The sequence below is a fragment of the Streptomyces wedmorensis genome (assembly GCF_000716445.1).
In the GTDB taxonomy this organism is placed as follows: domain Bacteria; phylum Actinomycetota; class Actinomycetes; order Streptomycetales; family Streptomycetaceae; genus Streptomyces; species Streptomyces wedmorensis.
Map to the genome: position 1 here is coordinate 162,412 of NZ_JNWK01000023.1, position 26,360 is coordinate 188,771.

A 26,360-nucleotide genomic window follows, 5' to 3' on the forward strand; every position below is an offset into this window, starting at 1 on the left:
CAAACCCCGTGTGGGCTGCGGGAACGCAATGAGGCTCCGTATCGGAGAGCCGATACGGAGCCTCATTGGTCTAAGCCTGTGACGCCTTACTGCTGAGGGGCTGGCGGCGCCTGCGGGGGCGCCTCGCCGTCCGTCTGCGGGGGCAGCGGCTGCCCCGGCTGCGGCGGTGCCGGCGGGTGCTGCTGCCAGGCCTGCGGCACACCCGGCTGACCCGGCTGCTGCGGGTAGGGCTGGGGCGCCTGAGCCGGATAGGGCTGCCCCGGAGCGGGCTGGCCGGGTGCGTACTGACCCGGCATCGGCTGACCGGGCATCACCTGACCCGGCATCGGCTGACCGGGCATCACCTGACCCGGCATCGGCTGACCCGGCTGGGGGTACGCCTGCGGCGGATAGGGCTGACCCGGCTGCGGCGGGTACGGCTGCCCGGGCTGCGGGGCCTGGGGCGCGTACGGCTGACCGGGAACGGGCTGCCCGGCAGGCGCGTACTGCCCGGGCGCGTACTGCCCGGGCATCGGCTGCCCGGGCATCGGCGGGGCCATGTGCGGGGGCACCGCCCCCTGGCCGTCACCGGTCCACAGGCCCTGCGCCTGCTGCGCCCGTACGAAGTCCTCGGCCACCATCGCCGAGAGGTGGAAGTACGCCTCCCGGGTCTTCGGCCGCATCATGTCGAGGTCCACCTCGGCACCCGCGGACAGGTGCTCGTCGAACGGCACGACCACGACACCGCGGCAGCGGGTCTGGAAGTGCTGCACGATGTCCTCGACCTTGATCATCTTGCCGGTCTCGCGGACACCGGAGATGACCGTGATGGACCGCTGCACCAGGTCCGCGTAGCCGTGCGCGGAGAGCCAGTCCAGCGTCGTCGAGGCGCTCGACGCGCCGTCCACGGACGGCGTCGAGATGATGATCAGCTGGTCGGCCAGGTCGAGCACCCCGCGCATGGCGCTGTACAGCAGACCCGTACCCGAGTCGGTGAGGATGATCGGGTACTGCTTGCCCAGGACGTCGATCGCCCGCCGGTAGTCCTCGTCGTTGAAGGTCGTCGAGACGGCCGGGTCCACGTCGTTGGCGAGGATCTCGAGACCGGACGGCGCCTGCGAGGTGAACCGGCGGATGTCCATGTACGAGTTCAGGTACGGGATCGCCTGCACCAGGTCGCGGATGGTCGCCCCGGTCTCGCGCCGCACCCGGCGGCCGAGCGTGCCGGCGTCCGGGTTGGCGTCGATCGCCAGGATCTTGTCCTGCCGCTCGGTCGCCAGGGTCGCGCCGAGCGCGGTCGTCGTCGTGGTCTTGCCGACACCGCCCTTCAGCGAGATGACCGCGATCCGGTAGCAGGAGAGGACCGGCGTCCGGATCAGGTCCAGCTTCCGCTGCCGCTCCGCCTCCTCCTTCTTGCCGCCGAGCTTGAAACGGGCCGAGCCGCCCGGGTTCCGGCTCGACTTCGGCTTCTGCTTGTTGTTCCGGAGCAGACGGTCCGACGACAGCTCGACGGCCGCGTTGTACCCGAGGGGCGCACCCGGCACGGACCGCTCGCGCTGGTCGTGCGTCACCGGCGAGGGCCAGGCGGCACCCGTCCGCGGATCGACGGCCGGCTGACCGTCCTGCGGCGGCAGCGGCGCCTGCGGTGCCCCCGGCGGTACGGCACCGGGCTGCGGGTACCCGTACCCGCCCGGCGCCTGCGCCTGCGCCTGCGGAGGCACACCTCCCGGAGTCCCGGCCTGCTGCGGATAGCCGTAACCGCCCTGCTGCGGCGGGGTCCCCGGGTGCGGGAAGCCGTAACCGCCCTGCTGCGGGGGAGTCCCCGGGTGCGGGAAGCCGTAACCGCCCTGCTGCGCCTGCGGATAGCCGTAACCCCCCTGCGCCTCCGGCTGGGGCTGCGCCTGCGGCGGTACGGCCGCAGGCGCAGCCGGAACGCCGGGCCCCGCGGGTGCCGGCCATCCGGCGGTCGGCGGCACCGGCTGCCCGCCCGGAGCCGGCTGATCGCCCGCGACGGGCTGCCCGCCCGGAGCCGGCTGCGCCGGCCACTGCTGCGCGGGCCCGGGAGCCGCGGGCTGGAACGACGGCGGCAGCGGCGGAAGCCCCGCCCCGCCCTGCGGACCGGAACCCGGGAACGCCCCGGGCATCCCGCCGTCGGCGGGCGGCGTGGCCGGGTACCCGGGCGCCGGGAACGGCCCCGGCATCGCCCCGGGACCACCGGGCTGCCCCGGCTGCGCGCCGGCTGCCGGGTACGGCGAGGAGCCCGCCTCGGGACCGAATCCCCGCGGCGCCGCACCGCCCGGGTACGGGGCGTCGGCGGACGCGGCCGCCGGGTAGGGCGCGGGACCGGCACCGGGGCCGAAGCCCTGCGGAGGGGGTGTGTCGTGGGGTGCGGCGGCCGGGGCCGTACCGGCGTCGCCGGCCTGCGGTGCGGCGACCGGGTACGCGCCGGGCGCGGCCGGGACGCCGTCGGCCGGTTCGGCCGCAGGGAGCGGCTGGGGGGCCGACGCGTCGGCTCCCGCCTCCGGCGTCGGCACGTCCTCCGTGCCGGGCGCGTCCGCGAGAGGACCGGGGGCCGCGGAGCCCTCCGCGTCGGAGCCGATCCCGGGCTCCGGGTCGGCGTCGACGACGGAGCCCTCGGGCACCTCGGCCACGTCGCCGCCGTCGCCCGGCGCGTCCGTCGCCGCGGCCGGGTCGGCGGCGTCCTGGTCCGCCTCCGCTGCGCCGTCCGCCACGGCCTCCGTCACGGACTCCGCGACGGTGTCCTCGCCGGACGGTCCGGTGGCAGCCTCGCCCGAGCCGGTCCGCGCCGACGTGACATCGGCGTCCTCGGTGTCGGCTCCGGACGGCGACGCGACCTCGGCGGCGACCACCACGGGTTCGGCGGCGCCCGGCGCTCCGGTGAGCGGGACGGGGCCCGTGCCCGCGGGCACACCCGCGCCGTCGGTGTCGCCGGCGGAGGCCTCCGCCGCGCGCTCGGCCATCTCGCGCTTCAGGGCGGCGGGGGAGAAGCGCATGGTCGCGCCGCTCTCGACGTCGCCGCCGCCGAACGGCGCGGCGGGCGCGTCACCGGGCTGAGCGGCGAAGGGCGCGGCCGGGGCGACGGGAGCGGCCGGGACATAGGGAGCCGCCGGGGCGACGGGAGCGGTGGGAGTGAGGGGAGCGGCCGACGCGGTCGGAGCGGCGGGAGGCATCGAAGCGGCGGGAGCGACGGGCGGCACCGGGGCCGCGGGGGCGACCGGCGGCGCGGCGACCGGCGGGGTGGGCGGGGCCTGGTTCCATCCGGGCTCGAAACCACTGCCCGCCGGAAGGCCGGGGACGGGAAGGCCGGGCACCGGGACCGGGGCGCCGCTCGGCGGCGGGGGAGTGGCACCGCCCATCCCCGCACCGCCCGACGCGTTCTGCGTGTACCAGGCCGGCGGGGTGTAGTCGATGGTGAACTCACCCGTCATCTCGGCGGGATCCGCGTCGGACTGATCGTCGGCGGGCGGATTCCAACCCCCGTGGACCTCGTCGCGATCGCCGTTCACTTTGCCTCCTGGTGTGGTCGAGCACCCTTGTGCCGTGGTGGGCGGGGCTCTTCCAGCCTAATCGGCGCGGGCAACCGCCGGGCAGGCCCGGCGGGCCCTCCCCGCAGGTCCCGGCGGTCCGGCCACGCCCCCAAGTGACCCGGCAGCGCCGCAGAGTGAGAACCCCGACCGTTCAAAACAATGTCAAAACGATGCGAAAACGGACGTACTTGAGCGACTTCGTGCGCTTCCGTCGCCTTCAGTCCATGCGCCGCGCGCCGCCCAACAATCCGGTCTCGGCGTCCGTCGCCTGCGTCATCACGAACTGGCGGTCGTTCGGCGTGCACCAGAGGGTCACCCCGTCCGCGAGCGTGGACAGCGCCTCGTACTCGTGACGCGGGAGACTCATGATCCGGCCGATCTGCGCCGCCTCGTCGGGGGACACCCGCTGGACGCCGACCAGGGAGGACTTCTCCAGGAGCCGGGGCGCGACGGGGCTCAGATAGGGGAGCAGCGTCACCACCGACTGCCAGGGCGCCGACACCACACGGCCGCGCGGCGGCCGCATGCCGCAGTCCCGGACCACGACCACCGGACTGCCCGCCGACGCGCCCTGTGGCGGCACCCGCCCCACGTCGTGCAGAGCGATGCACGGCTGCCCGCCGCCGGCGGCCTGCGCGAGGGCCGTCCACGCCTGCGCGCGGCCGGTCTCGACGGCCACCCGGGCACCCGTGGCGGCCGCCCGCAGCGCGAGCACCTGAGCGGTCCACAGACCGCCGATGAGGGTGACGTCGTACGGCACGGGCCGGTTGATGCCGAGCACCGCGGGCCGGTTCTCGGCGTCCACCCCGATCACCATGCCGTCGTCGCCGACCGGCAGGGCCAGCGCGTCCAGCTGCTCCAGGGGTACGGAGTGCCGGTCGCGGCGCGGCCCGACGAGCCCGAAACCGAACCGGGGCCGCGTCCCCCGGCCCGCACGCGGGGAAGGGGAGCCGGCGGACCCGGACTGCGCGGTGAGGGACCCGGTGGAACCGGAACCCGGCTGCGTACCGAAGGAACCGGAGCCCGACTGCGTACCGAAAGAGGCGGTGGACATCAGCGCGCACCCCCCAGCGGCAGCGTCGCGAGCATGCCCGGCACCTGTTCCCGGTCGAGACGCACCAGACCCGTCCTCACCCCGCGCGCCGCGCGCTCCAGTTCGTGCCGCGCCGCCACGAGCTCCTCGTCGCTGCGCCCGGTGATCCGTACGTGGCCGGTCACCGTCACCTCCTGCCGGTCCCCGCCGCTCAGCGTCAGGCTGAACGTCGTCGCGAGCGCGGGCAGCGAGGTCAGCAGGGCCACCAGCTGCGGCATCGACGCTCCCGCGCCACCGCTCCGGCCGCCGAGCTGGGGCCAGCGCCCCACCCAGTACGTCGTGTGCCGCCGGTCGTCCACCCGCCAGGTCCGCGCCGTCTCCTGCGTCCGCCGCGTCTGGGCCTGGCCCCGGCCCGCCTGCGCGATCGCCATCGGGCTCGCGCAGGTCGAGGTGGCGAGGGCCGACGTGAGCTCCTGCTCGGTCAGCACGTCCGCCCGGAAGCCTGCGCCCGCGAGCCGGCTCGCCAGCTGGTCGGCCGCCCGCACCACGCACTTCTGCGCGCCCGTCATGCCGCCGCCGCGCGCGGCGACCGCCTCCGGGCAGAGTTCGGGGTCGAGCTTGAGGGCGATCCAGGTGATCCGCACCGCGGGCGAACCCGTCTGCGCCTGGAGCGGCCCGTAGTTGCGCGCGGCCATCGACTGCGGGGGCAGGTGCGGCGCGGGCGCCGGCTGCGTGTGCTGCACGATCTGTGCCGACTCCAGCCGGATGCCGTCCACCGTGAGGACGTCCCGGACGAGCCCGACGGGCAGCGGCCGCGCCGCGCGGTCCGGCCGCAGCGCGGTGCCCTCCGACTCGACCCGCAGGACGGCGGTGAGGAAGGTGCCGTCGCCGATCATCCCGACCGGCCGGCGGTCGCGGTCGCTGTACGCGTAGGTCCGCAGCGCCGGATCGCACTCCACGACCGGCGCGAGCCCCGGCTCGGTGCCGGACGGCACCGTGAAGGAGGACGCCCGGCGCGACCGGGCGCGCAGCGCCAGGAAGGTGCCCAGCCACTCCGGCAGGGAACGCCGGTGCCGGCGCACCACGGCGAGGAGGACGAGCACCACCGCCACCACGCCCGCGGGCACGAGCAGCATCGGCTCCACGACCCAGGCGACGGCGAGCAGCGCGGCCGCGACCTCGATCAGGACGAGCTGTTGCAATCGGAACGAACCGAAGTGTCCGGGACGCGCCTGGAGCCTCGGGGAGACCGAGGCGCCGGGTCCGGCGGACGGGGGCGCGGAGGCGGTGGCCGCGGCGGGCCGCGTCCGCGTCGCGGAAGCCATGATGGAGAATCCCCCTCAATTCGTCCCGATCACGCTGGCCCGCCAGGGCTTTGGCGGCCGGATCACCCTACCCGCCCCACGAACCCCACGGGACAGCAGGCATAGTAGGGGTCCGGTCCGACAGCCGGGGCCCGGGTGCCACCTCCCCGATCCCCGCGCGAAGACTGCGCCTGACGAGAATGGGGACTCATGGCATCGCGCCGGGACGAGCTCAACGCGTACACCTTTGCGAAGAAGCGCACGGTGGCGGCATTCCTCCAACCCTCGCCCTCCGGCACGGAGGAGGGGGCGCCGAAGCCGCTGCGCGCGATCGTCCCCGGTCTGATCGTCGCCGCCCTCGTCGTCGCCGGGTTCGGCGCGTGGGGCATGTTCAGCCCCGTCGCGCCCAAGGGCTGGGACACCCCCGGGACCCGGGTGATCGTCGGCAAGCAGTCGACGACCCGGTACGTCGTCCTGCAGACCGGCAAGGGCAAGGACGCCAAGACCCTGCTCCACCCCGTCCTCAACCTGGCCTCGGCCCGACTCCTGCTCAACCCCGACCAGTTCCAGGTCGTCCAGGTCGACGACAAGACGCTCGACCTCGGCAAGCCTCCGCGCGGCCCCATCCTCGGCATCCCGTACGCCCCCGACCGGCTGCCCGCCGCGGGCGACGCGGGCACGCCCAAGCGCTGGGCCGTCTGCGAACAACCCGGCGGCGGCAAGGGAGCCAGCGTCCAGAAGGCGACCTTCCTCTTCGCCCAGCGGGACCTGAAGCGCACCGAGGGAAGCGGGCAGCTGAAGGACGGCGACGTCCTCTACGTCCAGGGCCAGACCGGCAAGGCCCGGTTCCTCGTCGACCACACCGGCACCAAGTACCCGGTGAAGGCCGACTCCACCGGACTCCTCACCGCGCTCGTCGGCCTCAACAAGGAGCCGCAGCCCGTCACCGACGACTGGCTCGCCACCCTGAAGACCGGCGACGAGATCGACTTCCCGCGCATCGAGGGCGAGGCCGGTTCCCCCGCCGGGGTCCCCGGCGGGGGTCTGACCGCCACCGAGAACCGCGTCGGCATGGTCCTCCTCGCCCAGACCGGCTCGGGCCCCCAGCAGTACGTCGTGCTGCCCGGCAAGGTCCAGCCCGTCAGCGACTTCACCGCCTGGCTGCTCATCAACTCCCCGCAGACCGGCCCGCTCGACATGGACGGCAAGGCGACCAGCGTCAACGCCTCCGACTTCGAACCGGACTCCACCGTCTTCCAGCCGCGCGCGCACTGGCCGCGGAAGCAGTCCAAGCAGGCCAACGACGTCACCGGCGGCGCCGGTGCCCGCGACACCGTCTGCAGCGTCCTCACCGGCGTCGACGACGCGGGCAACACCACCCTCACCACCTGGGCCGGCCCCCAGTACCCCGCCGACATCACCGCCGGCGGCACCAGCACGTACGTCACCCCGGGCAGCGGCCTGCTCTACACCCAGTTCCAGGGCAAGCAGAAGACGCCCTACGGTTCGCTCTTCCTCGTCACCGACACCGGCCTGCGGTACGCCGTCCAGGCCAACGGCGACAGCGACTCCGACCGCTCCGAGATCGGCGCCGGCGAACAGAATCAGACCGACAGACGCCCGGAACCCAGCGACGCCCAGAAGCGTCTCGGCTACGAGAAGGTCAAGCCGGCCCTCGTCCCGATCGAATGGTCGGAGTTCCTGTCGAAGGGTCCGCGACTCGACACCAACAGCGCGCGTCAGCCGCAGGGTTCCTGAGGGGGTGGCACCGGTGACGACGACGTACCGCACGGCCGCCCTGCTCGCCGCGGGCACCCTCACCGCCCTGCTCGCGGCCCCCGCCGCGGCCGCCGCGCCGCGGCCCGACGGCCCCGCCCTCGACGGCAGCGGCGAGTGCACCTTCCCCATGAAGAAGCAGATCGAGGGCATTCCCTGGCCGCTCCAGCGGGTCCTCCTCGACGAGCTGTGGCAGGACACCAAGGGCAAGGGCGTCCGCGTCGCGGTCATCGACACCGGCGTCGACGACGTCAACCCGCAGCTGCGCGAAGCCGTCGACGCCAAGGCGGGCAAGGACTACCTCAAGCCCGACAAGGAGAACCCCGGCTTCGGCGACGAGAAGCGCGGCAAGACCGACGGCACCGTCGACGACGTCGGCCACGGCACCAAGGTCGCCGGCATCATCGCCGCCCGCTCCCGCAAGGGCACCGGCTTCGTGGGCCTGGCCCCCGAGTCGACCGTCATCCCGATCCGGCAGAACGACGAGAAGAACAGCGGCAAGTCCGACACGATGGCCCTCGCGATCGACCACGCCGTCCTCAAGGGCGCGCAGGTCATCAACATCTCGCAGGACACCACCCAGCCGCTCGGCCCCGACTCGCCGATGGCCAAGGCGGTCGCCCGGGCGATCGCGAAGGACGTCGTCGTCGTCGCCTCCGCCGGCAACGACGGCATGGACGGCACCAAGAAGAACACCTACCCCGCCGCCTTCCCCGGGGTCCTCGCCGTCGCCTCCTCCGACCGGAACAACGAACGGGCCGCCTTCTCCCAGTCCGGCGACTTCGTGGGCGTCGCCGCCCCCGGCGTCGACATCGTCTCCACCGTCCCCGGCGGCGGCCAGTGCGTCGACAACGGCACCAGCTTCTCCGCCCCGTACGTCGCCGGTGTCGCCGTGCTGCTCCGCGCCAAGTACCCGGAGTGGAGCGCGGCCCAGATCGTCGCCCGCATCGAGCAGACCGCCGTCCGCTCGGTCAACGGCCGGGACGCCCACGTCGGTTGGGGCGTCGTCGACCCCGTACGGGCACTCGCCGACATCGGCCCCGGTACGCCGCCCGCCTCGCCCACGCCCGACCCGGGCCCGCCCAGGCCGCCGGCGCCCGAGGCGGCCCGTCTGGCGCTGACGGAGACGCCCCAGGAACGCTCCGAACGACTCGCCACCTACGCGTTGGGGATCGGCGCCGTCCTGGTGGCCGTGGTCGCCGGAACGGCCGTCGTGATCCGCGACAGCCGCCGCAGGAGGGGGGTCCGATGAGCAGGCTCACGGCCAAGTATCCGGACCTTCCTTTGCAGTTGGAACTGCCGCCGTCAATGGATAAAGTGACCGCTGGGGGCACGGCAGTGCGAACCCAGCACGGGGGCGGCATCAGAAGATTCCCGTCCGCATCACGACCGGATGGCCCGACGGCCCGGCCGTCGACGCCGCCGAAGGAAGAAGGGGCAAGATGTCGAAAGACCTGAACGTAACCAGTGCCGAACAAGTCAAGCTCGCCGGCCGGATCCAGGACTTCTCCGACGAGCTGCAGGCCCGCATCACCTCCCTCAACGGCGTGGTGGACCGCGTCCAGGCGGGCTGGCAGGGCGCTGCGAGCAAGGAGTACGACCGGGTCCAGAACGACCTGAACCAGCGCCTGCGCAGCATGCGCGCCGAGCTGAGCAAGCTCGAGGAGATCATGCGCATGAGCGCCGACGGGTTCACGCGTGAGGAAGAGGACCGCCTGCGGTCCTTCCGCACGATGGACGGAGGCGGCTCCGGCGGCTCCGGCGGCGGTAACCAGAGCGCCATCCTCGGCATCTGAGTACGACCCGACCAGTCCTCCGCGCCACTCTCACTTCAGGAGTCAACACCATGACCACTGCGGTCAATTACGACACCGTGACGCAGGCGGCGGCCGACACCCGCCTGACCTCCAGCACCCTCACCCAGAAGCTCGACGACCTCATGGCCGAGGTCAACCGCGTCGCCTCCAACTGGGAGGGCGAGGCGAAGATCGCGTACCGCGAGAGCCAGGACCGCCTGACCCGCGACATGGCCGGCATGAACCAGGACCTGGCGCGCATCGCCCAGCTCCTCGACGAGTCCGTCGCCGGCTACCAGGACACCGACAAGGGCAACGCGGCCCGGTTCCGCATGATGTGACACCCCGCGAACACCTGAGGGGGCGGCCCGTCCGAACGGGCCGCCCCCTCACGCGTGTCCGCGGTCAGCGCAGGTCGAACTCGCCGTCCCTGGCGCCCAGGACGAACGCGTCCCACTCGGCCTTCGTGTACCGAAGCACCGTCTCCTTCTCGAGGGACGAGCGCATCGCCACCCCTCCCTCGGGGAGGTGCGCGATCTCCACCCGCTCCTCGTCCGGGTTCGTCCCCGGCGCGCCCTGCCACTCGACGCCGGAGATGTCGAGCGCGTACAACTCGTCCTTCTGCCGCTGCTTCTCCGCGGCCCGGGCGGCGTCCGCGCTCTCGGTGGTGGACTCGTGGGCGTCGGTCATCGGCGCTTTCCCTTCGCGGTGGTACGGCGGTCCCTCCCACAGTAGTGGGAGGGACCGCTCCGCTCAGTGCTGTTCGGGCAGCCAGCCCAGCTGCACCAGCGGCGTCCCCCGCTTCCGCGACACGAACGTGCCCCGGCCCGGAGGCATCGGCCGCGCCCGGACCCCGCCGAGGACGTCGCCCTCCTGCGGATCGCCGGAGAGGATCACGCCCTGCGCGCCCAACTCCCGCACCCGCTGCATGAACGGCTCGTACATCGCCCGCGAGGCGCCCGCCTGGCTGCGCGCCACGATGAAGCGGATGCCGACGTCCCGCGCGAACGGCAGGTTCTCCACGAGAACCGCCAGCGGATTGCCCGAGTTGGTCGCCACCAGCTCGAAGTCGTCGACGAGCACGAAGAGCTGCGGGCCCGACCACCAGCTGCGGTCGCGCAGCTGCTGCGGCGTGATGTCCGGCTTCGGCGCCCGCTTCGTCATCACCGTGTTGATCGCGTCCATGTGCATCTGCATGGACGACGCCATCGGCGCGTACTCCAGGAGGTGCGAGGGCGCCACGGCCTCCAGCATCGTCCGCCGGTAGTCGCCCACCACGATCCGCGCCTGCTCCGGCGTGTACCGCTCGCACAGCTGCTTGGCGATCAGCCGCAGCAGCGCCGTCTTGCCCGACTCGCTCTCACCGAAGACCAGCAGGAACGGGTCCGACTCGAAGTCGACGAACACCGGCTCCAGGTTCGTCTCGTCGATGCCGATCGCGATGCCGTGCTGCGGGTACTCGAAGCCCTTCGGCAGCTGCTCCGCCGGCAGCCTGCGCGGCAGCAGCCGCACCGCCGGGGCCGGCGCACCGGTCCAGCTCCCCTTCACCGCCCGCACGAACGCCGCCGTGCCCTCCGCCAGGTCACCCGACGAACTCGACCCGTCGATCCGCGGCAGCGCCCCCATGAAGTGCAGCTTCTCCGGCACCTGGCCGCGCCCCGGCACCCCGGTCGGCACGTTCGCCGCGACCTTGCGGTCGAACTCGGAGTCCATGACGTCACCGAGCCGCAGTTCGAGCCGGCCCAGCATCTGGTCCTTGAGCGCGGCCCGCACCTCCATGTACCGGGAGGCGGTGATCACCACGTGGATGCCGTAGCCCAGACCGCGCGACGCGATGTCGGCGACGATCGGCTCCAGCATGTCGTAGTCGTTGCGGAAGCCGCCCCAGCCGTCCACCACCAGGAACACGTCGCCCCAGGCCTCACCCGGCAGTTCGCCCGCGGCCCGCTTGCGCCGGTACGTCGTCATCGAGTCGATGGAGTGCGCGCGGAAGAACTCCTCCCGCCGGTTGAGCACACCCATCACCTCGGCGACCGTCCGCCGCACCCGCTCCGGGTCGAGCCGCGACGCGACCCCGCCGACGTGCGGCAGATCGGCCAGCGACACCATGCCGCCACCACCGAAGTCCAGGCAGTAGAACTGCACTTCGGCCGGCGTGTGGGTGAGCGCGAACGACGAGATCAGCGTCCGCATGAGCGTCGACTTGCCGGACTGCGGACCGCCGACCACCATCATGTGACCGGCCGCGCCCGAGAAGTCCCGGTACAGCACCTCGCGCCGCTGCTCGAACGGCTTGTCGATGAGACCGAGCGGCACCGTGAGCGCGCCCTGCCGCGTGTACTCCGTCGACGTCAGTCCCCGGTCCGCGGTCTGCGCGAGCCCCGGAAGCAGCTGGTCGAGAGAGGGCGCCTGGTCCAGCGGCGGCAGCCACACCTGGTGCGCCGGCACCCCCTGACCCTCCAGACGGCGCACGATCACGTCCAGGACCGTGTCCGCGAGCGCGTCGTCCTCCTCGGCGCGCTGCGCCGTCAGGTACGCCGGGTCCGGCGCCGCGTACACCACCGGCACCGGCGCCGCCGTGAACAGCGCGGGCCGCCGCTCCACCGGCAGCTGCCCGATCTCCAGGCGCGGCCCTCCCGTGCGGTACGTCCCCGACACGTACGCCGCCTTGAAGCGGGTCATCTCGTCCGTACCGAACTTCAGATAGCCCGAGCCCGGCACCGAGGGCAGGTGGTAGGCGTCCGGCACGCCGATCGCCGTCCGCGACTCCGCCGCCGAGAAGGTCCGCAGACCGATCCGGTACGAGAGGTACGTGTCGAGGCCGCGCAGCCGGCCCTCCTCCAGGCGCTGCGAGGCGAGCAGCAGGTGCACGCCGAGAGACCGGCCGATGCGGCCGATCTGGATGAACATGTCGATGAAGTCGGGCTTGGCGGTGAGGAGTTCGGAGAACTCGTCGATCACGAGCACCAGCGAGGCAAGCGGCTCGAGGGGAGCGCCCGCCGCCCGCGCCTTCTCGTAGTCGTGGATGTTGGCGTAGTTGCCCGCCGAGCGCAGCAGCTCCTGGCGCCGCTGGAGCTCACCGCGGATCGCGTCACCCATGCGGTCGACGAGCGTCAGGTCGTCCGACAGGTTGGTGATGACCGCGGCCACGTGCGGCATCTGCGACATGCCGGCGAAGGTCGCACCGCCCTTGAAGTCCGCGAGGACGAAGTTCAGCGTCTCCGAGGAGTGCGTCACCGCGAGACCGAGCACCAGGGTCCGCAGCAGCTCCGACTTGCCGGAGCCCGTCGCGCCCACGCACAGACCGTGCGGGCCCATGCCCTCCTGCGCGGCCTCCTTCAGGTCCAGCATGACCGGCTGGCCGTCCTCGCCGACACCGATCGGCACCCGCAGGCGCTCGGCCACCGACCGCGGCCGCCAGGTCCGGGCCACGTCCACCGACTCGGCGTCCCCGAGGTTCAGCAGATCAGTGAAGTCCAGATTGGCGAGCAGCGGCTCGTCGTCGTCCCCGCCGCCCATCCGCAGCGGCGCCAGCTGCCGCGCCAGCGCCTCGGCCGCCGGCAGCGAGATCCCGTCGGGCACGCCCTCGTACGCGAACCCGCCGCCCGACTCCAGGCGCAGCCGGCCCGGCCGTACCACCACCGAAAGACCGCCGCGCGGCTCGTCGAGGTCGCCGGAGACCACCTCCACGATCGTCACGCCCTGCAGACCCTCGGCCGCCGCGAGCAGCGAGTCCGGCGGCACCATGCCGCCGTCCAGGACCACGACCACGTGCGGCTGGTCGAGCACCGGCTGGTTCTCCCGCGAGAACCGAGGCCGCCCGTCCAGCTTCGAACGGACCAGGCTCTCCAGCTCGCCCAGGTCGTCGCCGAACAGCCGCTTCGTACCGGCCCCGTCGACCTGCCCCGGCACCTGCGTGTGCGGCAGCCACTTCGTCCAGTCCCACCGCTCCTGCGAGGACCGCGCCGCGACCACCGCGAGCATCAGGTCGTCGGGGGAGTGCAGCGTCACCAGCTGCGCCACCAGCGCACGCGCCACGGCCTGCGCCGACTCCTGCTCGCCCGACACCGTCACGTGGTAGAACGCCCGCATCGAGACCGCCATCGGCAGCCCGTCCAGCGTGCCGTGCACCGCGAGGAACTGCTGCATCGCACCCGCGCACAGCGGCTCCAGCTCGTCCACCGGCGCCGTGTCCGGCGCCACCAGCGGCGTCGCCAACTGCTGCGCGCCGAGCCCGATGCGCGCCTGCCCGAAGTCGTGGTCGCCCACCCGGCGCTCCCACACCCGCGAGCCCTCGGCCACCACCGACCACAGCTGCTCGGGGGAGGGGTGCAGATACAACTGCGCGTCCCGCTGCCCGCGCGCCGTGCGCCGGACCGTACGCCGGGTCTGGGCGAGGTATTTGAGGTAGTCGCGGCGGACATCGGCCATTTGCCCCTGCGTACCGCGGCGGAATCTGACGAACTGGGCGACCGCCATCGCGACCGTCGACGCCAGCATCAGCGTGCCCATGATCCGCATGATCGGCGACGGCGTCATGAAGAAGAAGACCACCGAGGAACCCATGCCGAGCATCGGCAGGAGCTGCATCAGCGCCGACTCCTGCTGCCCCCGGGGAAGTTCCGGCGGGGACTCCAGGACCAGTTCCTCACCGGGCACTTCCGGCGGAAGCGCCCTCGGTGGGCGTTTGACGACGATCTGGCTCACCGGCGCATCAATCCCTCGTTGGAGGCGGGCTCGTGGCGGGAGCATCCGCACCGGCACCCCAGTCGGCAGCCGAGCGCGCGGACTTCCCCCATGGGACGGCGATCCTACTTGCAGCCCCCACCGGCCGTCCCCGGTAGGGTGGCGCGCGCACCGTGCGCAACCGCGAATCAGAACGCGCGGGGCGGCGAATCCGACGGGCGCAACCGTGAATCAGGGGGTCCACACACGTGAGTACGACCGCAGCGACCGGCTTCTGCCGCGTCACCGTCGTGGCGCCGGACAGCCGCATCGACGTCGCGCTCCCCGAGGACATCGCCGTCGCCGACGTCTACCCGGAGATCCTGCGCCTCACCGGCCAGACCCAGGCCGCCGGCACCCCCACCGGCTACCACCTGGTCCGCCGCGACGGATCCGTCCTCGACGGCGCCCGCACGCTCGCCGCCCAGCAGGTCCTCGACGGCGAGGTGCTCTCCCTGCGCCCCTTCGCCCAGTCGCTGCCGCCGGCCGTCTACGACGACGTCTCCGACGCCGTCGCCTCCGCCGTCACCCGCGACCGGCACCTGTGGAGCGACGAGCTGCTGCGCGGCGCCGGCCTCCTCGGCGGCGTCCTGCTCCTCGTCCTGATGGGCTTCGTCCTCTGGTTCGCCGACCCGATCCGCCACGACATGCACAGCCTGCCCGGCATCATCGCGGGCGCCGCCGGCCTCCTCCTCACCGCCTTCGCCGGCGTCCGCGCCCGCGTCTACGGCGACCGGGCGACCGCCGTGGCCCTCGGCCTCGGCGCCCTGCCCCTGCTGCTCATCGCCGGCTCCGGCATCATCGGCGCCGACGCCGGCCAGGGCCCCGGCCGCCTCCAGTTCCTCCTCGGCTGCGTCACCGTGCTCGTCGCCTCGGTGGCCCTCGTCGCGCTCACCCCCAGCGGCGACGCGCCCTTCGTCGCCGCCACCTTCCTCGCCGGCGTCGGCACCCTCGCCACCTTCCTGGCGATCCTCACCGAGACCACCGCCACCGAGACCGCCGCCGTCTGCGCCCCCGTCGCCATCGGCCTCGTCGCCTTCCTGCCCGGCCTCTCCGCCCGCTTCGCCCGCCTGCCCATCGGCTACGCGGCCCCGCGCAGCGCCGCCGACGACGAGTTCCTCGGCGACCCGCAGCAGCCCGGCGAGGAGGCGCAGCCCGTCGACGGCGAGCGCATGGCCCTCCAGGCCCGCCGCGGCCACGAGATGCTCCTCGGCCTCGTCGGCGGCTGCGCGGCCGTCGTCGTCGGCTCCGCCGCGGTCCTCGGCTTCGCCGGAAACGTCTGGGGCCAGCTCCTCGCCCTCGGCGCCGGCCTGGCGATGCTGCTGCGCGCCCGTCTCTTCCGCTACACCTCGCAGGTCGCCTGCGTCCTGGTGGCCGGCATCGCCGCCATCGCGCTGCTCGTCCTCGGCCTCTCCCTGAACCCGCCGGCCGACCTCGTCAAGGACCTCCTCATGTACGGGGACCGCGGCGGCCTGGACATCCGTACGATCTGGCTCACCGCCGCCGTCGCCGCCGGCGCCGCGCTGATCACCGCCATCGGCCTGATCATCCCGAGGAAGGGCCTCTCGCCCTTCTGGGGCCGCCTCCTCGACCTGACCGAGGGCTTCGTCCTGCTCTCCCTCGTCCCGCTCTGCCTCGCCGTCCTCGACGTCTTCACCGCGGTCCGCGCGCTGACCAGCAAATAGGTGCGAACGGAAAACGCAATCGGGGCGCTCCGGCGAGCTGGTACGCTGTGTGACGGCCGTTTGTGTACGCGCTCCCGGTATGCCCCCGAGATTCACTCGGATGCCTCTGGAAGCTGCGCCCATCGGACCTTCGCCCGTGGAGTCACGGAAGCTTCCCCTGAGACCTAGACCAGGGGCACCCGCGGGCGCACGAACACCAAGAGGAGATCCGCGTGGCTCTCGACGCCGCTGTCAAGAAGCAGATCATGGCCGAGTTCGGCACCAAGGAGGGCGACACCGGCTCCCCCGAGGTCCAGGTCGCCATGCTGTCCCGTCGCATCTCGGACCTGACCGAGCACCTCAAGCAGCACAAGCACGACCACCACTCCCGTCGTGGCCTGCTGATCCTGGTCGGCCAGCGCCGCCGCCTGCTGCAGTACCTGGCCAAGAAGGACATCCAGCGCTTCCGTACGCTGGTCGACCGCCTCGGCATCCGCCGCGGTGCGGCCGGCGGCGCCAAGTAAGCAGCCGTTGAGGGAGCGGTTCCCACTTTCAGGGGGCCGCTCCCTTTGCCGTACGTGCACAAAGTGCGCATCGGCACTTAGTCTGGTTGCACAACCCCATACGACGAGCGAGAAGCCGCCGGCCAGCCGCCGGTCCTCGGTAGTGGCCCCCGGAAACGAATCGCCGGGAGCTTCGATCGAAGACCGGCCCGCACCCGAGGCGAGCTTCTCCGCCACCGTCGCACACCGTCCCCGGCCACACGGGCCCCGGACGCAAAGACGAACACGTAGGAGAAACCGCTAGTGGAGAACGAGACCCACTACGCCGAGGCCGTCATCGACAACGGCACTTTCGGCACCCGCACCATCCGCTTCGAGACCGGCCGTCTGGCCAAGCAGGCCGCCGGCTCCGCCGTCGCCTACCTGGACGACGACACGATGGTCCTCTCTGCGACCACCGCCTCGAAGCGCCCCAAGGACCAGCTCGACTTCTTCCCCCTGACGGTGGATGTCGAGGAGCGGCAGTACGCGGCCGGCAAGATCCCCGGCTCGTTCTTCCGCCGTGAGGGCCGTCCCTCCGAGGACGCGATCCTCACCTGCCGTCTGATCGACCGCCCGCTGCGCCCCTCCTTCAAGAAGGGCCTGCGCAACGAGATCCAGATCGTCGAGACGATCATGGCGCTCAACCCCGACCACCTGTACGACGTGGTCGCGATCAACGCCGCCTCCGCTTCGACGATCCTGGCGGGCCTGCCCTTCTCCGGCCCCATCGGCGCCACCCGCGTCGCCCTGATCAAGGGCCAGTGGGTCGCCTTCCCGACGCACACCGAGCTCGAGGACGCCGTCTTCGACATGGTGGTCGCCGGTCGCGTCCTGGAGGACGGCGACGTCGCGATCATGATGGTCGAGGCCGAGGCCACCGAGCGGACGATCGAGCTCGTCAAGGGCGGCGCCGAGGCGCCGACCGAGGAGGTCGTCGCCGCGGGTCTCGAGGCCGCGAAGCCCTTCATCAAGGTCCTCTGCAAGGCCCAGTCGGACCTCGCCGTCAAGGCCGCCAAGCCCACCGGCGAGTTCCCGGTCTTCCTGGACTACCAGGACGACGTCCTGGAGGCGCTCACCGCCGCCGTCAAGGGTGAGCTCACCAAGGCGCTCACCATCGCCGGCAAGCAGGAGCGCGAGGCCGAGCTCGACCGCATCAAGGAGCTCGCCGCGGAGAAGCTCCTCCCGGCCTTCGAGGGCCGCGAGAAGGAGATCGGCGGCGCGTACCGCGCGCTGACCAAGAAGCTGGTCCGCGAGCGCGTCATCAAGGACAAGGTCCGCATCGACGGCCGTGGCCTCACGGACATCCGTACGCTCGCGGCCGAGGTCGAGGCCATCCCGCGCGTGCACGGCTCGGCGCTGTTCGAGCGTGGCGAGACCCAGATCCTGGGCGTCACCACCCTCAACATGCTCCGCATGGAGCAGCAGCTGGACACCCTCTCCCCGGTGACCCGCAAGCGCTACATGCACAACTACAACTTCCCGCCGTACTCCGTCGGCGAGACCGGCCGCGTGGGCTCGCCCAAGCGCCGCGAGATCGGCCACGGCGCCCTCGCCGAGCGCGCCATCGTGCCGGTCCTCCCGACCCGCGAGGAGTTCCCCTACGCGATCCGTCAGGTGTCCGAGGCCCTCGGCTCCAACGGCTCGACGTCGATGGGCTCGGTCTGCGCCTCCACCATGTCGCTGCTGAACGCCGGTGTGCCGCTCAAGGCCGCCGTCGCCGGTATCGCCATGGGTCTGATCTCCGAGGAGATCGACGGCCAGACGCACTACGTCGCCCTCACCGACATCCTCGGTGCGGAGGACGCCTTCGGCGACATGGACTTCAAGGTCGCCGGCACCAAGCAGTTCGTGACCGCGCTCCAGCTCGACACCAAGCTCGACGGCATCCCCGCCTCGGTCCTGGCCGCCGCGCTGAAGCAGGCCCGCGACGCGCGTCTGCACATCCTCGACGTGATGAACGAGGCGATCGACGTTCCGGACGAGATGTCCCCGAACGCGCCGCGCATCATCACCGTCAAGATCCCGGTGGACAAGATCGGTGAGGTCATCGGCCCCAAGGGCAAGATGATCAACCAGATCCAGGAGGACACCGGCGCCGAGATCACGATCGAGGACGACGGCACCATCTACATCGGTGCCCAGCAGGGCTCGCAGGCCGAGGCCGCCCGCGCCACGATCAACGGCATCGCCAACCCGACCATGCCGGAGGTCGGCGAGCGCTACCTGGGTACGGTCGTCAAGACCACCACCTTCGGTGCCTTCGTCTCCCTGCTCCCGGGCAAGGACGGCCTGCTGCACATCTCGCAGATCCGCAAGCTCGCCGGTGGCAAGCGCGTGGAGAACGTCGAGGACGTGCTCGCGATCGGCTCCAAGGTCCAGGTCGAGATCGCCGAGATCGACCAGCGCGGCAAGCTGTCCCTGATCCCCGTGATCGCGGACGAGGACGCTGCCGAGGGTGACAAGGACGACGCTGCCAAGTGACGTCCCGTAGTTCCCGCGCGACGGCCCGCCCCTCTTCGGAGGGGCGGGCCGTCGCCCGTACCCAAACGCTTCTCCCGGGCAAGGACGGCATCGGCACGGTCCGTCGCACGACCCTCCCCGGCGGCCTCCGGATCGTCACCGAGACCCTCCCCTCCGTGCGCTCCGCCACCTTCGGCATCTGGGCGCACGTCGGCTCCCGCGACGAGACCCCGACGCTCAACGGCGCGACCCACTACCTGGAGCACCTCCTCTTCAAGGGCACCCGCAAGCGGTCCGCCCTCGACATCTCCGCCGCGATCGACGCGGTCGGCGGCGAGATGAACGCCTTCACGGCGAAGGAGTACACCTGCTACTACGCCCGGGTCCTCGACACCGACCTGCCGCTGGCGATCGACGTCGTCTGCGACATGCTCACCGACTCGCTCATCCTCGAAGAGGACGTGGACGCCGAGCGCGGCGTCATCCTCGAGGAGATCGCGATGACCGAGGACGACCCCGGCGACGTCGTGCACGAACTGTTCGCGCAGACGATGTTCGGCGACACCCCGCTGGGCCGCCCGGTCCTCGGCACCGTCGACACCATCAACGCGCTCGGCCGCGGCCAGATCGCCCGCTTCTACAAGAAGCACTACGACCCGACCCACCTGGTCGTCGCCGCCGCGGGGAACGTCGACCACGCCACGGTGGTACGCCAGGTCCGCCGCGCCTTCGAGAAGGCCGGCGCCCTCGGCCGCACCGACGCCGTTCCCGTCGCCCCCCGCGACGGCCGGCGCACCCTGCGCACCGCGGGCCGCGTCGAGCTCCTGAACCGCAAGACCGAGCAGGCCCACGTGGTCCTCGGCATGCCGGGCCTGGCCCGCACCGACGAGCGCCGCTGGGCCCTCGGCGTGCTGAACACCGCCCTCGGCGGCGGCATGTCCTCCCGGCTCTTCCAGGAGGTCCGCGAGAAGCGCGGTCTGGCCTACAGCGTGTACTCGTACACCTCGGGCTTCGCCGACTGCGGCCTCTTCGGCGTGTACGCGGGCTGCCGGCCCAGCCAGGTCCACGACGTCCTCAAGATCTGCCGGGACGAGCTCGACAAGGTCGCCTCCGACGGCCTCACCGACGAGGAGATCACCCGCGCGGTCGGCCAGCTCTCCGGATCGACCGTCCTGGGTCTCGAGGACACCGGCGCGCTGATGAACCGCATCGGCAAGAGCGAGCTCTGCTGGGGCACCCAGATGTCGGTGGACGACATGCTCACCCGGATCGCGGCCGTCACCCCGGACGACGTCCGCGACGTCGCCCGCGATGTACTGGAGCAGCGGCCCTCGCTCTCGGTGATCGGCCCGCTGAAGGACAAGCAGGCGGACCGTCTCCACCAAGCGGTCTCCTGACCCCCTAGTCCCCTAAGGAAGAGCAATGAGCAAGCTGCGCGTCGCGGTCCTCGGAGCCAAGGGCCGTATCGGCTCGGAGGCGGTCAAGGCAGTCGAGGCCGCCGAGGACATGGAACTCGTCGCGGCCCTCGGCCGCGGTGACGACCTGGAGACCCTCACCGAGGCCGGCGCCCAGGTGGTCGTCGAGCTGACCACCCCCGCCTCGGTCATGGAGAACCTCGACTTCTGCGTGCGCCACGGCATCCACGCGGTCGTCGGCACCACCGGCTGGACCGAGGAGCGCCTCGCGCAGCTCGACGGCTGGCTCGCCGCCTCCCCGGAGACCGGCGTCCTCATCGCGCCGAACTTCTCCATCGGCGCGGTCCTCACCATGAAGTTCGCGCAGATCGCGGCCCCGTACTTCGAGTCGGTCGAGGTCGTCGAACTGCACCACCCGCACAAGGTCGACGCGCCCTCCGGCACGGCGACCCGGACCGCCCAGCTCATCGCCGAGGCCCGGTCGAAGGCAGGCTGCGCCCCGCAGCCCGACGCCACGACCACCGCTCTCGACGGCGCGCGCGGTGCGGACGTCGGCGGCGTCCGCGTCCACTCCGTACGCCTGGCGGGTCTGCTGGCCCACCAGGAGGTCCTGCTCGGCGGCGAGGGCGAGACCCTCACCGTCCGCCACGACTCGCTGCACCACTCCAGCTTCATGCCGGGCGTCCTCCTGGGCGCCCGCCGCGTGACCACCGCTCCGGGCCTCACCTTCGGCCTGGAGCACTTCCTGGACCTGGGCTGACGGTCATGGGCGGAAAGATCACGTACGTCTTCCTGGCCACCGTGCTCGTGCTCGTCTTCGGCGTGGTGGGCATGGAGGGCGTCCTGCTCCTCCTCACGGGCGAGCCGGCCGCCATGGGCATGGGCGCGGTGGCGTTCCTGCTGCCCGCCGTCGGCGGCTGGTTCCTCTGGAAGAACACCCGGTTCGCGCGTCAGGCGGGCCGCCTCGCCACCGAACTGGAGGCGGAGGGCGGCCTGCCCGTCGACGACCTGAAGCGCACCGAGGGCGGCCGGATCGACCGGGACTCGGCCGACGAGGTCTTCGCGCGGCGCAAGGCCGAGACGGAGGACTCACCCGAGGACTGGCGCTGCTGGTTCCGGCTCGCGGTCGCGTACCACGACGCCCGTGACACCCCCCGGGCCCGCAAGGCGATGCAGCGGGCCATCGCGCTCCACGAGGGGCGTCCGGTCAGCGCGTAGCGGCCGGCGCGGCGCCGTACTCGGCGTTCCACGCCTCGACCGTGTCGGCCGCCCGGTCGAAGGCCTCGACACGGGAGAGGAAGTCGGCGTTGTGGTCGGTGAGCAGCAGCAGCTGCTCACCACCCTGCCGGCCGAGCACCAGGGCCTGGCCCTGGACCGTGCGGGGGAGACCCAGCCAGCGCACCGGCTGCTGGGCGGTCCGTACGGAGGTCACCTTGGCCCACGGCACGGTGACGGTCGAGAAGAAGCCCACGCGCCGCACCCCGGCGCGGCTCACCCACGTGCCCATGCGCAGCATGCGCAGGGCGGCGAGGATGACGAGCAGGGCCACGCCGAAGGTGGCGAGCGCGCCGCCGACCGCTCCGGCGGCGGCGATGATCACCGCGGCGAGCAGGACGAACGAGGCGAGCAGCAGCGCGAGCGCCGCCGCCCCGACCCGCCATGACCCCGGCCGGTAGGGACGACGCCACTGGTCGTGGTCGTCGAACGGCAGGGCGACGTGGTCGGTCGTGTCAAAAGCACGGTCGGCCGTCAGGAAGGTCAGGGGCACGACAGGTCCTCACTCACAGGCACGCTCGAAGGGGCAGTGCCCGGTGAGGCTACCTCAGCGGTTGTCGGAGGCCTCGGACTGCTGCTGACGAGTGGCGGAGTCCCCCGACTGGAGCGACGGCATGCCGAGGACCAGAGCCCCGACGAGTCCGGCCACGACAGTCAGTCCGAGCAGCGTACGGCCCACGATCTCCGTGGCCCCGAGACGCTCCCGAGGCGGTGGAGTGACGTTACTGCGGAAGTGGTCGGCCTCCGCGACGAACGCGAACGGTACGGCCTCTTTCCGGCGGAACATCAGGACCACTCTCCTCGGGTGTCGTCGTGCCTCACAGGTACAGACGACAGAAGCGGCGGTTTGGTGCCCTATTTCACCAAAGCAGCCGAATCTCATCCCCCGGTAGGACGTCGTTAGAGTGGGCGACTGCACCCCGACTGGAAGGACTGCTGGTGAGCGACAGCCCCACCGAGAACGTGAAGATCGACTTCCGGACCGACGTCACCGTCGAACTGGTCAAGAGCGCGGCGGCCGACTCCGACGTCCTCTGGGCGGCCCGGGTCTCCACGGCGGGCGAGCAGTCCCTGGAAGAGCTCCAGAAGGACCCGGAGCGGTCCAAGGGCCTCATCAACTACCTGATGCGGGACCGCCACGGCAGCCCCTTCGAGCACAACTCGATGACCTTCTTCATCAGCGCGCCGATCTTCGTCTTCCGCGAGTTCATGCGGCACCGCGTGGGCTGGTCGTACAACGAGGAGTCGGGCCGCTACAGGGAGCTCGAGCCGGTCTTCTACGTCCCCGACACCGACCGCAAGCTGGTCCAGGAGGGCCGCCCCGGCAAGTACGTCTTCGTCGAGGGCACCCCCGAGCAGCACGAGTTGGTCAGCCGCTCCATGGAGGACTCGTACCGCCAGGCGTACGCCACCTACCAGGAGATGCTGGCCGCCGGCGTCGCCCGCGAGGTCGCCCGCGCCGTCCTCCCGGTCGGCCTCTTCTCCTCGATGTACGCCACCTGCAACGCGCGCTCCCTCATGCACTTCCTGGGTCTGCGCACCCAGCACGAGCTCGCCACGACCCCCTCCTTCCCCCAGCGGGAGATCGAGATGGTCGGCGAGAAGATGGAGGAGCACTGGGCCCGGCTGATGCCGCTGACCCACGCAGCCTTCAACAAGAACGGCCGTGTGGCCCCGTAGCGCACACATGTCCGAGCACCCGAGTGAAGTGTCCGTATTGCGGCGTTTCGCGAAGTTCATCTAGGCTGATCAAACGGACCCGGCGCTGCCTGAACCCCCGAGCAGGCAGCGCCGGGCTCCCTTTATCGTGTCCCCCTCGGGGACACCCGGCGCTGAGCAGCGAGTAGCGTGTTACCCATGGCTCCGATCTCCACTCCGCAGACCCCCTTCGGGCGGGTCCTCACCGCCATGGTCACGCCCTTCACGGCGGACGGCGCACTCGACCTCGACGGTGCCCAGCGACTGGCCACCCATCTGGTGGACGCAGGCAACGACGGCCTCGTCATCAACGGCACCACCGGCGAGTCCCCCACCACCAGCGACGCGGAGAAATCGGAGCTCGTACGAGCGGTACTGGAAGCGGTCGGCGACCGCGCCCACATCGTCGCCGGCATCGGCACCAACGACACCCACCACTCCATCGAGCTCGCCCGCACCGCCGAGCGTGACGGCGCCCACGGCCTGCTCGCCGTGACGCCGTACTACAACAAGCCCCCGCAGGAGGGCCTGTACCGGCACTTCTCGGCCATCGCCGACGCCACCGGCCTGCCGGTCATGCTCTACGACATCCCGGGCCGCAGCGGCGTCCCGATCGACACCGAGACGATCGTCCGTCTCGCCGAGCACCCGCGCATCGTCGCCAACAAGGACGCCAAGGGCGACCTCGGCCGCGCCAGCTGGGCCATCGCCCGTTCCGGCCTCGCCTGGTACTCCGGCGACGACATGCTCAACCTGCCGCTGCTCTCCGTCGGCGCCTGCGGCTTCGTCTCCGTCGTGGGCCACCTCGTCACCCCCGAGCTCCGCGCCCTCCTCGACGCCCACCTGGGCGGCGAGGTCCAGAAGGCCACCGAGATCCACCAGAAGCTGCTCCCCGTCTACACGGGCATGTTCCGCACCCAGGGCGTCATGACCACCAAGGCCGCCCTCGCCCTCCAGGGCCTGCCGGCCGGCCCCCTGCGGATGCCGCTCGTGGAGCTCTCCCCGCAGGAGACGGAGCAGCTCAAGGTCGACCTGGCCGCCGGCGGGGTAGAACTCTGACATCGGACTTCACAACTGAACACTGACAACAGCAAGTGCACGATTGTCATGCGCGCCACGTGCCACCGGTACGTGGCGCGCGTGGTGAGGAGAGTCTTTTGAGTCATCCGCATCCTGAACTCGGCGCCCCGCCGAAGCTCCCGAAGGGCGCCCTGCGCGTCACCCCGCTCGGCGGGCTCGGCGAGATCGGCCGCAACATGACGGTCTTCGAGTTCGACGGCCGTCTGCTCATCGTCGACTGCGGCGTCCTCTTCCCCGAAGAGGAGCAGCCGGGCATCGACCTGATCCTTCCCGACTTCACCATCATTCGGGACCGCCTCGACGACATCGAAGGCATCGTGCTCACGCACGGCCACGAGGACCACATCGGTGCCGTCCCCTACCTCCTCCGGCTCAAGCCGGACATCCCGCTCATCGGCTCCAAGCTGACCCTCGCCCTCATCGAGGCCAAGCTCCAGGAGCACCGCATCCGCCCCTACACCCTGGAGGTGAAGGAAGGCGACCGCGAGAACCTGGGCCCCTTCGACTGCGAGTTCATCGCGGTCAACCACTCCATCCCGGACGCCCTGGCCGTCGCCATCCGCACTCCCGCGGGCATGGCCGTCGCCACCGGCGACTTCAAGATGGACCAGCTCCCGATGGACGGCCGCCTCACCGACCTCCACGCGTTCGCGCGGCTCAGCGAGGAGGGCATCGACCTCCTGCTGTCCGACTCGACCAACGCCGAGGTCCCCGGCTTCGTCCCGCCGGAGAAGGACATCTCCAACGTCCTGCGGAACGTCTTCGCGAACGCCCAGAAGCGCATCATCGTGGCCAGCTTCGCCAGCCACGTGCACCGCATCCAGCAGATCCTCGACGCCGCCCACGAGTACGGCCGCCGGGTCGCCTTCGTCGGCCGCTCGATGGTCCGCAACATGGGCATCGCCCGCGACCTCGGATACCTCCGGGTCCCGGCCGGCCTCGTCGTGGACGTGAAGACCCTCGACGACCTGCCGGACGACGAGGTCGTGCTGGTCTGCACGGGTTCCCAGGGCGAGCCCATGGCCGCCCTCTCCCGCATGGCCAACCGCGACCACCAGATCCGGATCGTCCCCGGCGACACCGTGATCCTCGCGTCGTCCCTGATCCCGGGCAACGAGAACGCGGTCTACCGCGTGATCAACGGCCTGACCCGCTGGGGCGCCAACGTCGTCCACAAGGGCAACGCCAAGGTCCACGTCTCGGGCCACGCCTCGGCCGGCGAGCTGCTGTACTTCTACAACATCTGCCGCCCGAAGAACCTCATGCCGGTCCACGGCGAATGGCGCCACCTGCGTGCCAACGCCGAGCTCGGCGCCATGACGGGCATCCCCAAGGACCACATCGTCATCGCCGAGGACGGCGTCGTCGTCGACCTGATCGACGGCCGCGCCCGCATCACCGGCAAGGTCCAGGCGGGTTACGTGTACGTCGACGGCCTCTCGGTCGGCGACGTCACCGAGACCCACCTCAAGGACCGCCGCATCCTCGGCGACGAGGGCATCATCTCGGTCTTCGTGGTCGTGGACTCCTCGACCGGCAAGATCGTGAGCGGTCCGAACATCCACGCCCGGGGCTCCGGCATCGAGGACTCGGCCTTCGACGCCGTCATCCCGAAGGTCGACCAGGCCCTGAACAAGTCCGCCCAGGACGGCGTCGTCGAACCCCACCAGCTCCAGCAGCTGATCCGCCGCACCGTCGGCAAGTGGGTCTCCGACACCTACCGCCGCCGCCCGATGATCCTCCCGGTCGTCGTAGAGGTCTGACCGGCAGTCTGACCAGCGCCGCACCGGAGCGGGGCCCCTCGATTTGCATCGGGGCGCCCCGCTCCAGTACGTTTACGGCTCCGCCAGATCGGGAACCACCGGCGCCGCCGTGCGCCTGAACGGTTCTTCGGGAGGCGGGAAATCCGACTCAGATCTTCTGATAAAGTCGGAAACGCCGAAAGGCCCCCGGAGTGAAAACAAAAGGGACCGGAAAGCACCGAGGAAATCGGATCGGAAAGATCTGATAGACTCGGAAACGAAGGAAGCGCCCGGAGGAAAGCCCGAGAGGGTGAGTACGA

The 26,360-nt window shown here is 71.6% G+C and carries 20 protein-coding genes; 13 read left to right on the top strand and 7 right to left on the bottom strand.

Annotation, left to right across the window (positions count from 1 at the left end):
- Window positions 1–86: 86 nt before the first annotated feature.
- The 3 genes from OO54_RS19985 to eccE form a co-directional block, all read right to left on the bottom strand.
- Window positions 87–3,506 carry an SCO5717 family growth-regulating ATPase gene (locus OO54_RS19985; protein ID WP_033204874.1) on the bottom strand — a complete coding sequence of 1,140 codons (3,420 nt, stop codon included), beginning with the start codon at window positions 3,504–3,506 and terminating at the stop codon, window positions 87–89.
- 238 nt (window positions 3,507–3,744) lie between these two features.
- Complete coding sequence (locus OO54_RS19990; RefSeq protein WP_033204875.1) at window positions 3,745–4,581, bottom strand: hypothetical protein; 837 nt, start codon at window positions 4,579–4,581, stop codon at window positions 3,745–3,747.
- On the bottom strand, window positions 4,581–5,885 hold the full coding sequence (eccE, locus tag OO54_RS19995; RefSeq protein ID WP_033204876.1) for a type VII secretion protein EccE: 1,305 nt from the start codon (window positions 5,883–5,885) through the stop codon (window positions 4,581–4,583). Before eccE ends, OO54_RS19990 begins: the two co-directional genes overlap by 1 nt.
- 189 nt (window positions 5,886–6,074) lie before the next feature.
- On the opposite strand from eccE, the gene eccB reads away from it, so the two are divergent.
- From eccB to OO54_RS20015, 4 genes are all read left to right on the top strand, one after another.
- Window positions 6,075–7,622, top strand: a complete 1,548-nt coding sequence (eccB, locus tag OO54_RS20000; RefSeq protein ID WP_033204877.1) for a type VII secretion protein EccB — start codon at window positions 6,075–6,077, stop codon at window positions 7,620–7,622.
- A 13-nt stretch (window positions 7,623–7,635) separates the two neighbouring features.
- Complete coding sequence (gene mycP / locus OO54_RS20005) at window positions 7,636–8,892, top strand: type VII secretion-associated serine protease mycosin (protein WP_033204878.1); 1,257 nt, start codon at window positions 7,636–7,638, stop codon at window positions 8,890–8,892.
- Between the two features lie 190 nt (window positions 8,893–9,082).
- Window positions 9,083–9,436 carry a WXG100 family type VII secretion target gene (locus tag OO54_RS20010; RefSeq protein ID WP_017235851.1) on the top strand — a complete coding sequence of 118 codons (354 nt, stop codon included), beginning with the start codon at window positions 9,083–9,085 and terminating at the stop codon, window positions 9,434–9,436.
- A 50-nt stretch (window positions 9,437–9,486) separates the two neighbouring features.
- Window positions 9,487–9,777, top strand: a complete 291-nt coding sequence (locus OO54_RS20015) for a WXG100 family type VII secretion target (protein WP_017235850.1) — start codon at window positions 9,487–9,489, stop codon at window positions 9,775–9,777.
- 64 nt (window positions 9,778–9,841) lie between these two features.
- Here OO54_RS20015 and OO54_RS20020 read toward each other — a convergent pair whose 3' ends face one another.
- Both OO54_RS20020 and OO54_RS20025 read right to left on the bottom strand, forming a co-directional pair.
- The gene (locus OO54_RS20020; RefSeq protein ID WP_017235849.1) at window positions 9,842–10,126 is read right to left on the bottom strand and encodes a DUF397 domain-containing protein; all 285 of its coding nucleotides are present in this window, start codon (window positions 10,124–10,126) and stop codon (window positions 9,842–9,844) included.
- A gap of 63 nt (window positions 10,127–10,189) precedes the next feature.
- Window positions 10,190–14,143 carry a type VII secretion protein EccC gene (locus tag OO54_RS20025; protein WP_033204880.1) on the bottom strand — a complete coding sequence of 1,318 codons (3,954 nt, stop codon included), beginning with the start codon at window positions 14,141–14,143 and terminating at the stop codon, window positions 10,190–10,192.
- 227 nt (window positions 14,144–14,370) lie between these two features.
- On the opposite strand from OO54_RS20025, the gene eccD reads away from it, so the two are divergent.
- The 6 genes from eccD (at window position 14,371) to OO54_RS20055 (ending at window position 21,463) form a co-directional block, all read left to right on the top strand.
- Entirely contained in the window at window positions 14,371–15,846 is a 1,476-nt protein-coding gene (eccD, locus tag OO54_RS20030; RefSeq protein WP_033204882.1) for a type VII secretion integral membrane protein EccD, read from the top strand.
- A gap of 212 nt (window positions 15,847–16,058) precedes the next feature.
- Window positions 16,059–16,349 (top strand): 30S ribosomal protein S15, encoded by a 291-nt coding sequence (gene rpsO / locus OO54_RS20035; protein ID WP_015036567.1) that lies wholly within the window; start codon window positions 16,059–16,061, stop codon window positions 16,347–16,349.
- A 282-nt stretch (window positions 16,350–16,631) separates the two neighbouring features.
- The gene (locus OO54_RS20040) at window positions 16,632–18,851 is read left to right on the top strand and encodes a polyribonucleotide nucleotidyltransferase (protein WP_033204883.1); all 2,220 of its coding nucleotides are present in this window, start codon (window positions 16,632–16,634) and stop codon (window positions 18,849–18,851) included.
- Window positions 18,848–20,227, top strand: coding sequence for a M16 family metallopeptidase (locus OO54_RS20045; RefSeq protein ID WP_017235846.1), 1,380 nt, complete (start codon window positions 18,848–18,850; stop codon window positions 20,225–20,227). The genes OO54_RS20040 and OO54_RS20045 overlap by 4 nt, the downstream gene beginning before the upstream one ends.
- Before the next feature lie 25 nt (window positions 20,228–20,252).
- Window positions 20,253–21,005: a 4-hydroxy-tetrahydrodipicolinate reductase gene (gene dapB / locus OO54_RS20050; protein ID WP_017235845.1), complete on the top strand. Its 753-nt coding sequence runs from the start codon at window positions 20,253–20,255 to the stop codon at window positions 21,003–21,005.
- Between the two features lie 5 nt (window positions 21,006–21,010).
- Window positions 21,011–21,463 carry a hypothetical protein gene (locus OO54_RS20055; RefSeq protein ID WP_017235844.1) on the top strand — a complete coding sequence of 151 codons (453 nt, stop codon included), beginning with the start codon at window positions 21,011–21,013 and terminating at the stop codon, window positions 21,461–21,463.
- Here the strand turns inward: OO54_RS20055 and OO54_RS20060 are convergent.
- Window positions 21,453–22,013, bottom strand: coding sequence for a PH domain-containing protein (locus OO54_RS20060; protein WP_033204885.1), 561 nt, complete (start codon window positions 22,011–22,013; stop codon window positions 21,453–21,455). The genes OO54_RS20055 and OO54_RS20060 overlap by 11 nt on opposite strands.
- Window positions 22,014–22,067: 54 nt before the next feature.
- Window positions 22,068–22,307 (bottom strand): hypothetical protein, encoded by a 240-nt coding sequence (locus tag OO54_RS20065; RefSeq protein WP_017235842.1) that lies wholly within the window; start codon window positions 22,305–22,307, stop codon window positions 22,068–22,070.
- A gap of 152 nt (window positions 22,308–22,459) precedes the next feature.
- Here OO54_RS20065 and thyX point away from each other — a divergent pair, with 152 nt between their 5' ends.
- The 3 genes from thyX to OO54_RS20080 all read left to right on the top strand — a co-directional run bounded on the left by thyX (window position 22,460) and on the right by OO54_RS20080 (window position 26,061).
- A complete protein-coding gene (thyX, locus tag OO54_RS20070) occupies window positions 22,460–23,200 on the top strand; it encodes an FAD-dependent thymidylate synthase (RefSeq protein ID WP_017235841.1) in 741 nt (246 codons plus the stop codon).
- Window positions 23,201–23,377: 177 nt separating this feature from the next.
- Window positions 23,378–24,277: a 4-hydroxy-tetrahydrodipicolinate synthase gene (dapA, locus tag OO54_RS20075; protein ID WP_033204887.1), complete on the top strand. Its 900-nt coding sequence runs from the start codon at window positions 23,378–23,380 to the stop codon at window positions 24,275–24,277.
- Between the two features lie 98 nt (window positions 24,278–24,375).
- Window positions 24,376–26,061, top strand: a complete 1,686-nt coding sequence (locus OO54_RS20080) for a ribonuclease J (RefSeq protein WP_017235839.1) — start codon at window positions 24,376–24,378, stop codon at window positions 26,059–26,061.
- Window positions 26,062–26,360 lie beyond the last annotated feature (299 nt).

Bases quoted from the DNA above. Each gene is read 5' to 3' on its own strand.
- eccE (WP_033204876.1), bottom strand. From the start codon at position 5,885: ATGGCTTCCGCGACGCGGACGCGGCCCGCCGCGGCCACCGCCTCCGCG.
- dapA (WP_033204887.1), top strand. From the start codon at position 23,378: ATGGCTCCGATCTCCACTCCGCAGACCCCCTTCGGGCGGGTCCTCACC.
- OO54_RS20020 (WP_017235849.1), bottom strand. From the start codon at position 10,126: ATGACCGACGCCCACGAGTCCACCACCGAGAGCGCGGACGCCGCCCGG.
- dapB (WP_017235845.1), top strand. From the start codon at position 20,253: ATGAGCAAGCTGCGCGTCGCGGTCCTCGGAGCCAAGGGCCGTATCGGC.
- OO54_RS20055 (WP_017235844.1), top strand. From the start codon at position 21,011: ATGGGCGGAAAGATCACGTACGTCTTCCTGGCCACCGTGCTCGTGCTC.
- eccB (WP_033204877.1), top strand. From the start codon at position 6,075: ATGGCATCGCGCCGGGACGAGCTCAACGCGTACACCTTTGCGAAGAAG.
- OO54_RS20010 (WP_017235851.1), top strand. From the start codon at position 9,083: ATGTCGAAAGACCTGAACGTAACCAGTGCCGAACAAGTCAAGCTCGCC.
- OO54_RS20065 (WP_017235842.1), bottom strand. From the start codon at position 22,307: ATGTTCCGCCGGAAAGAGGCCGTACCGTTCGCGTTCGTCGCGGAGGCC.
- OO54_RS19990 (WP_033204875.1), bottom strand. From the start codon at position 4,581: ATGTCCACCGCCTCTTTCGGTACGCAGTCGGGCTCCGGTTCCTTCGGT.
- OO54_RS20015 (WP_017235850.1), top strand. From the start codon at position 9,487: ATGACCACTGCGGTCAATTACGACACCGTGACGCAGGCGGCGGCCGAC.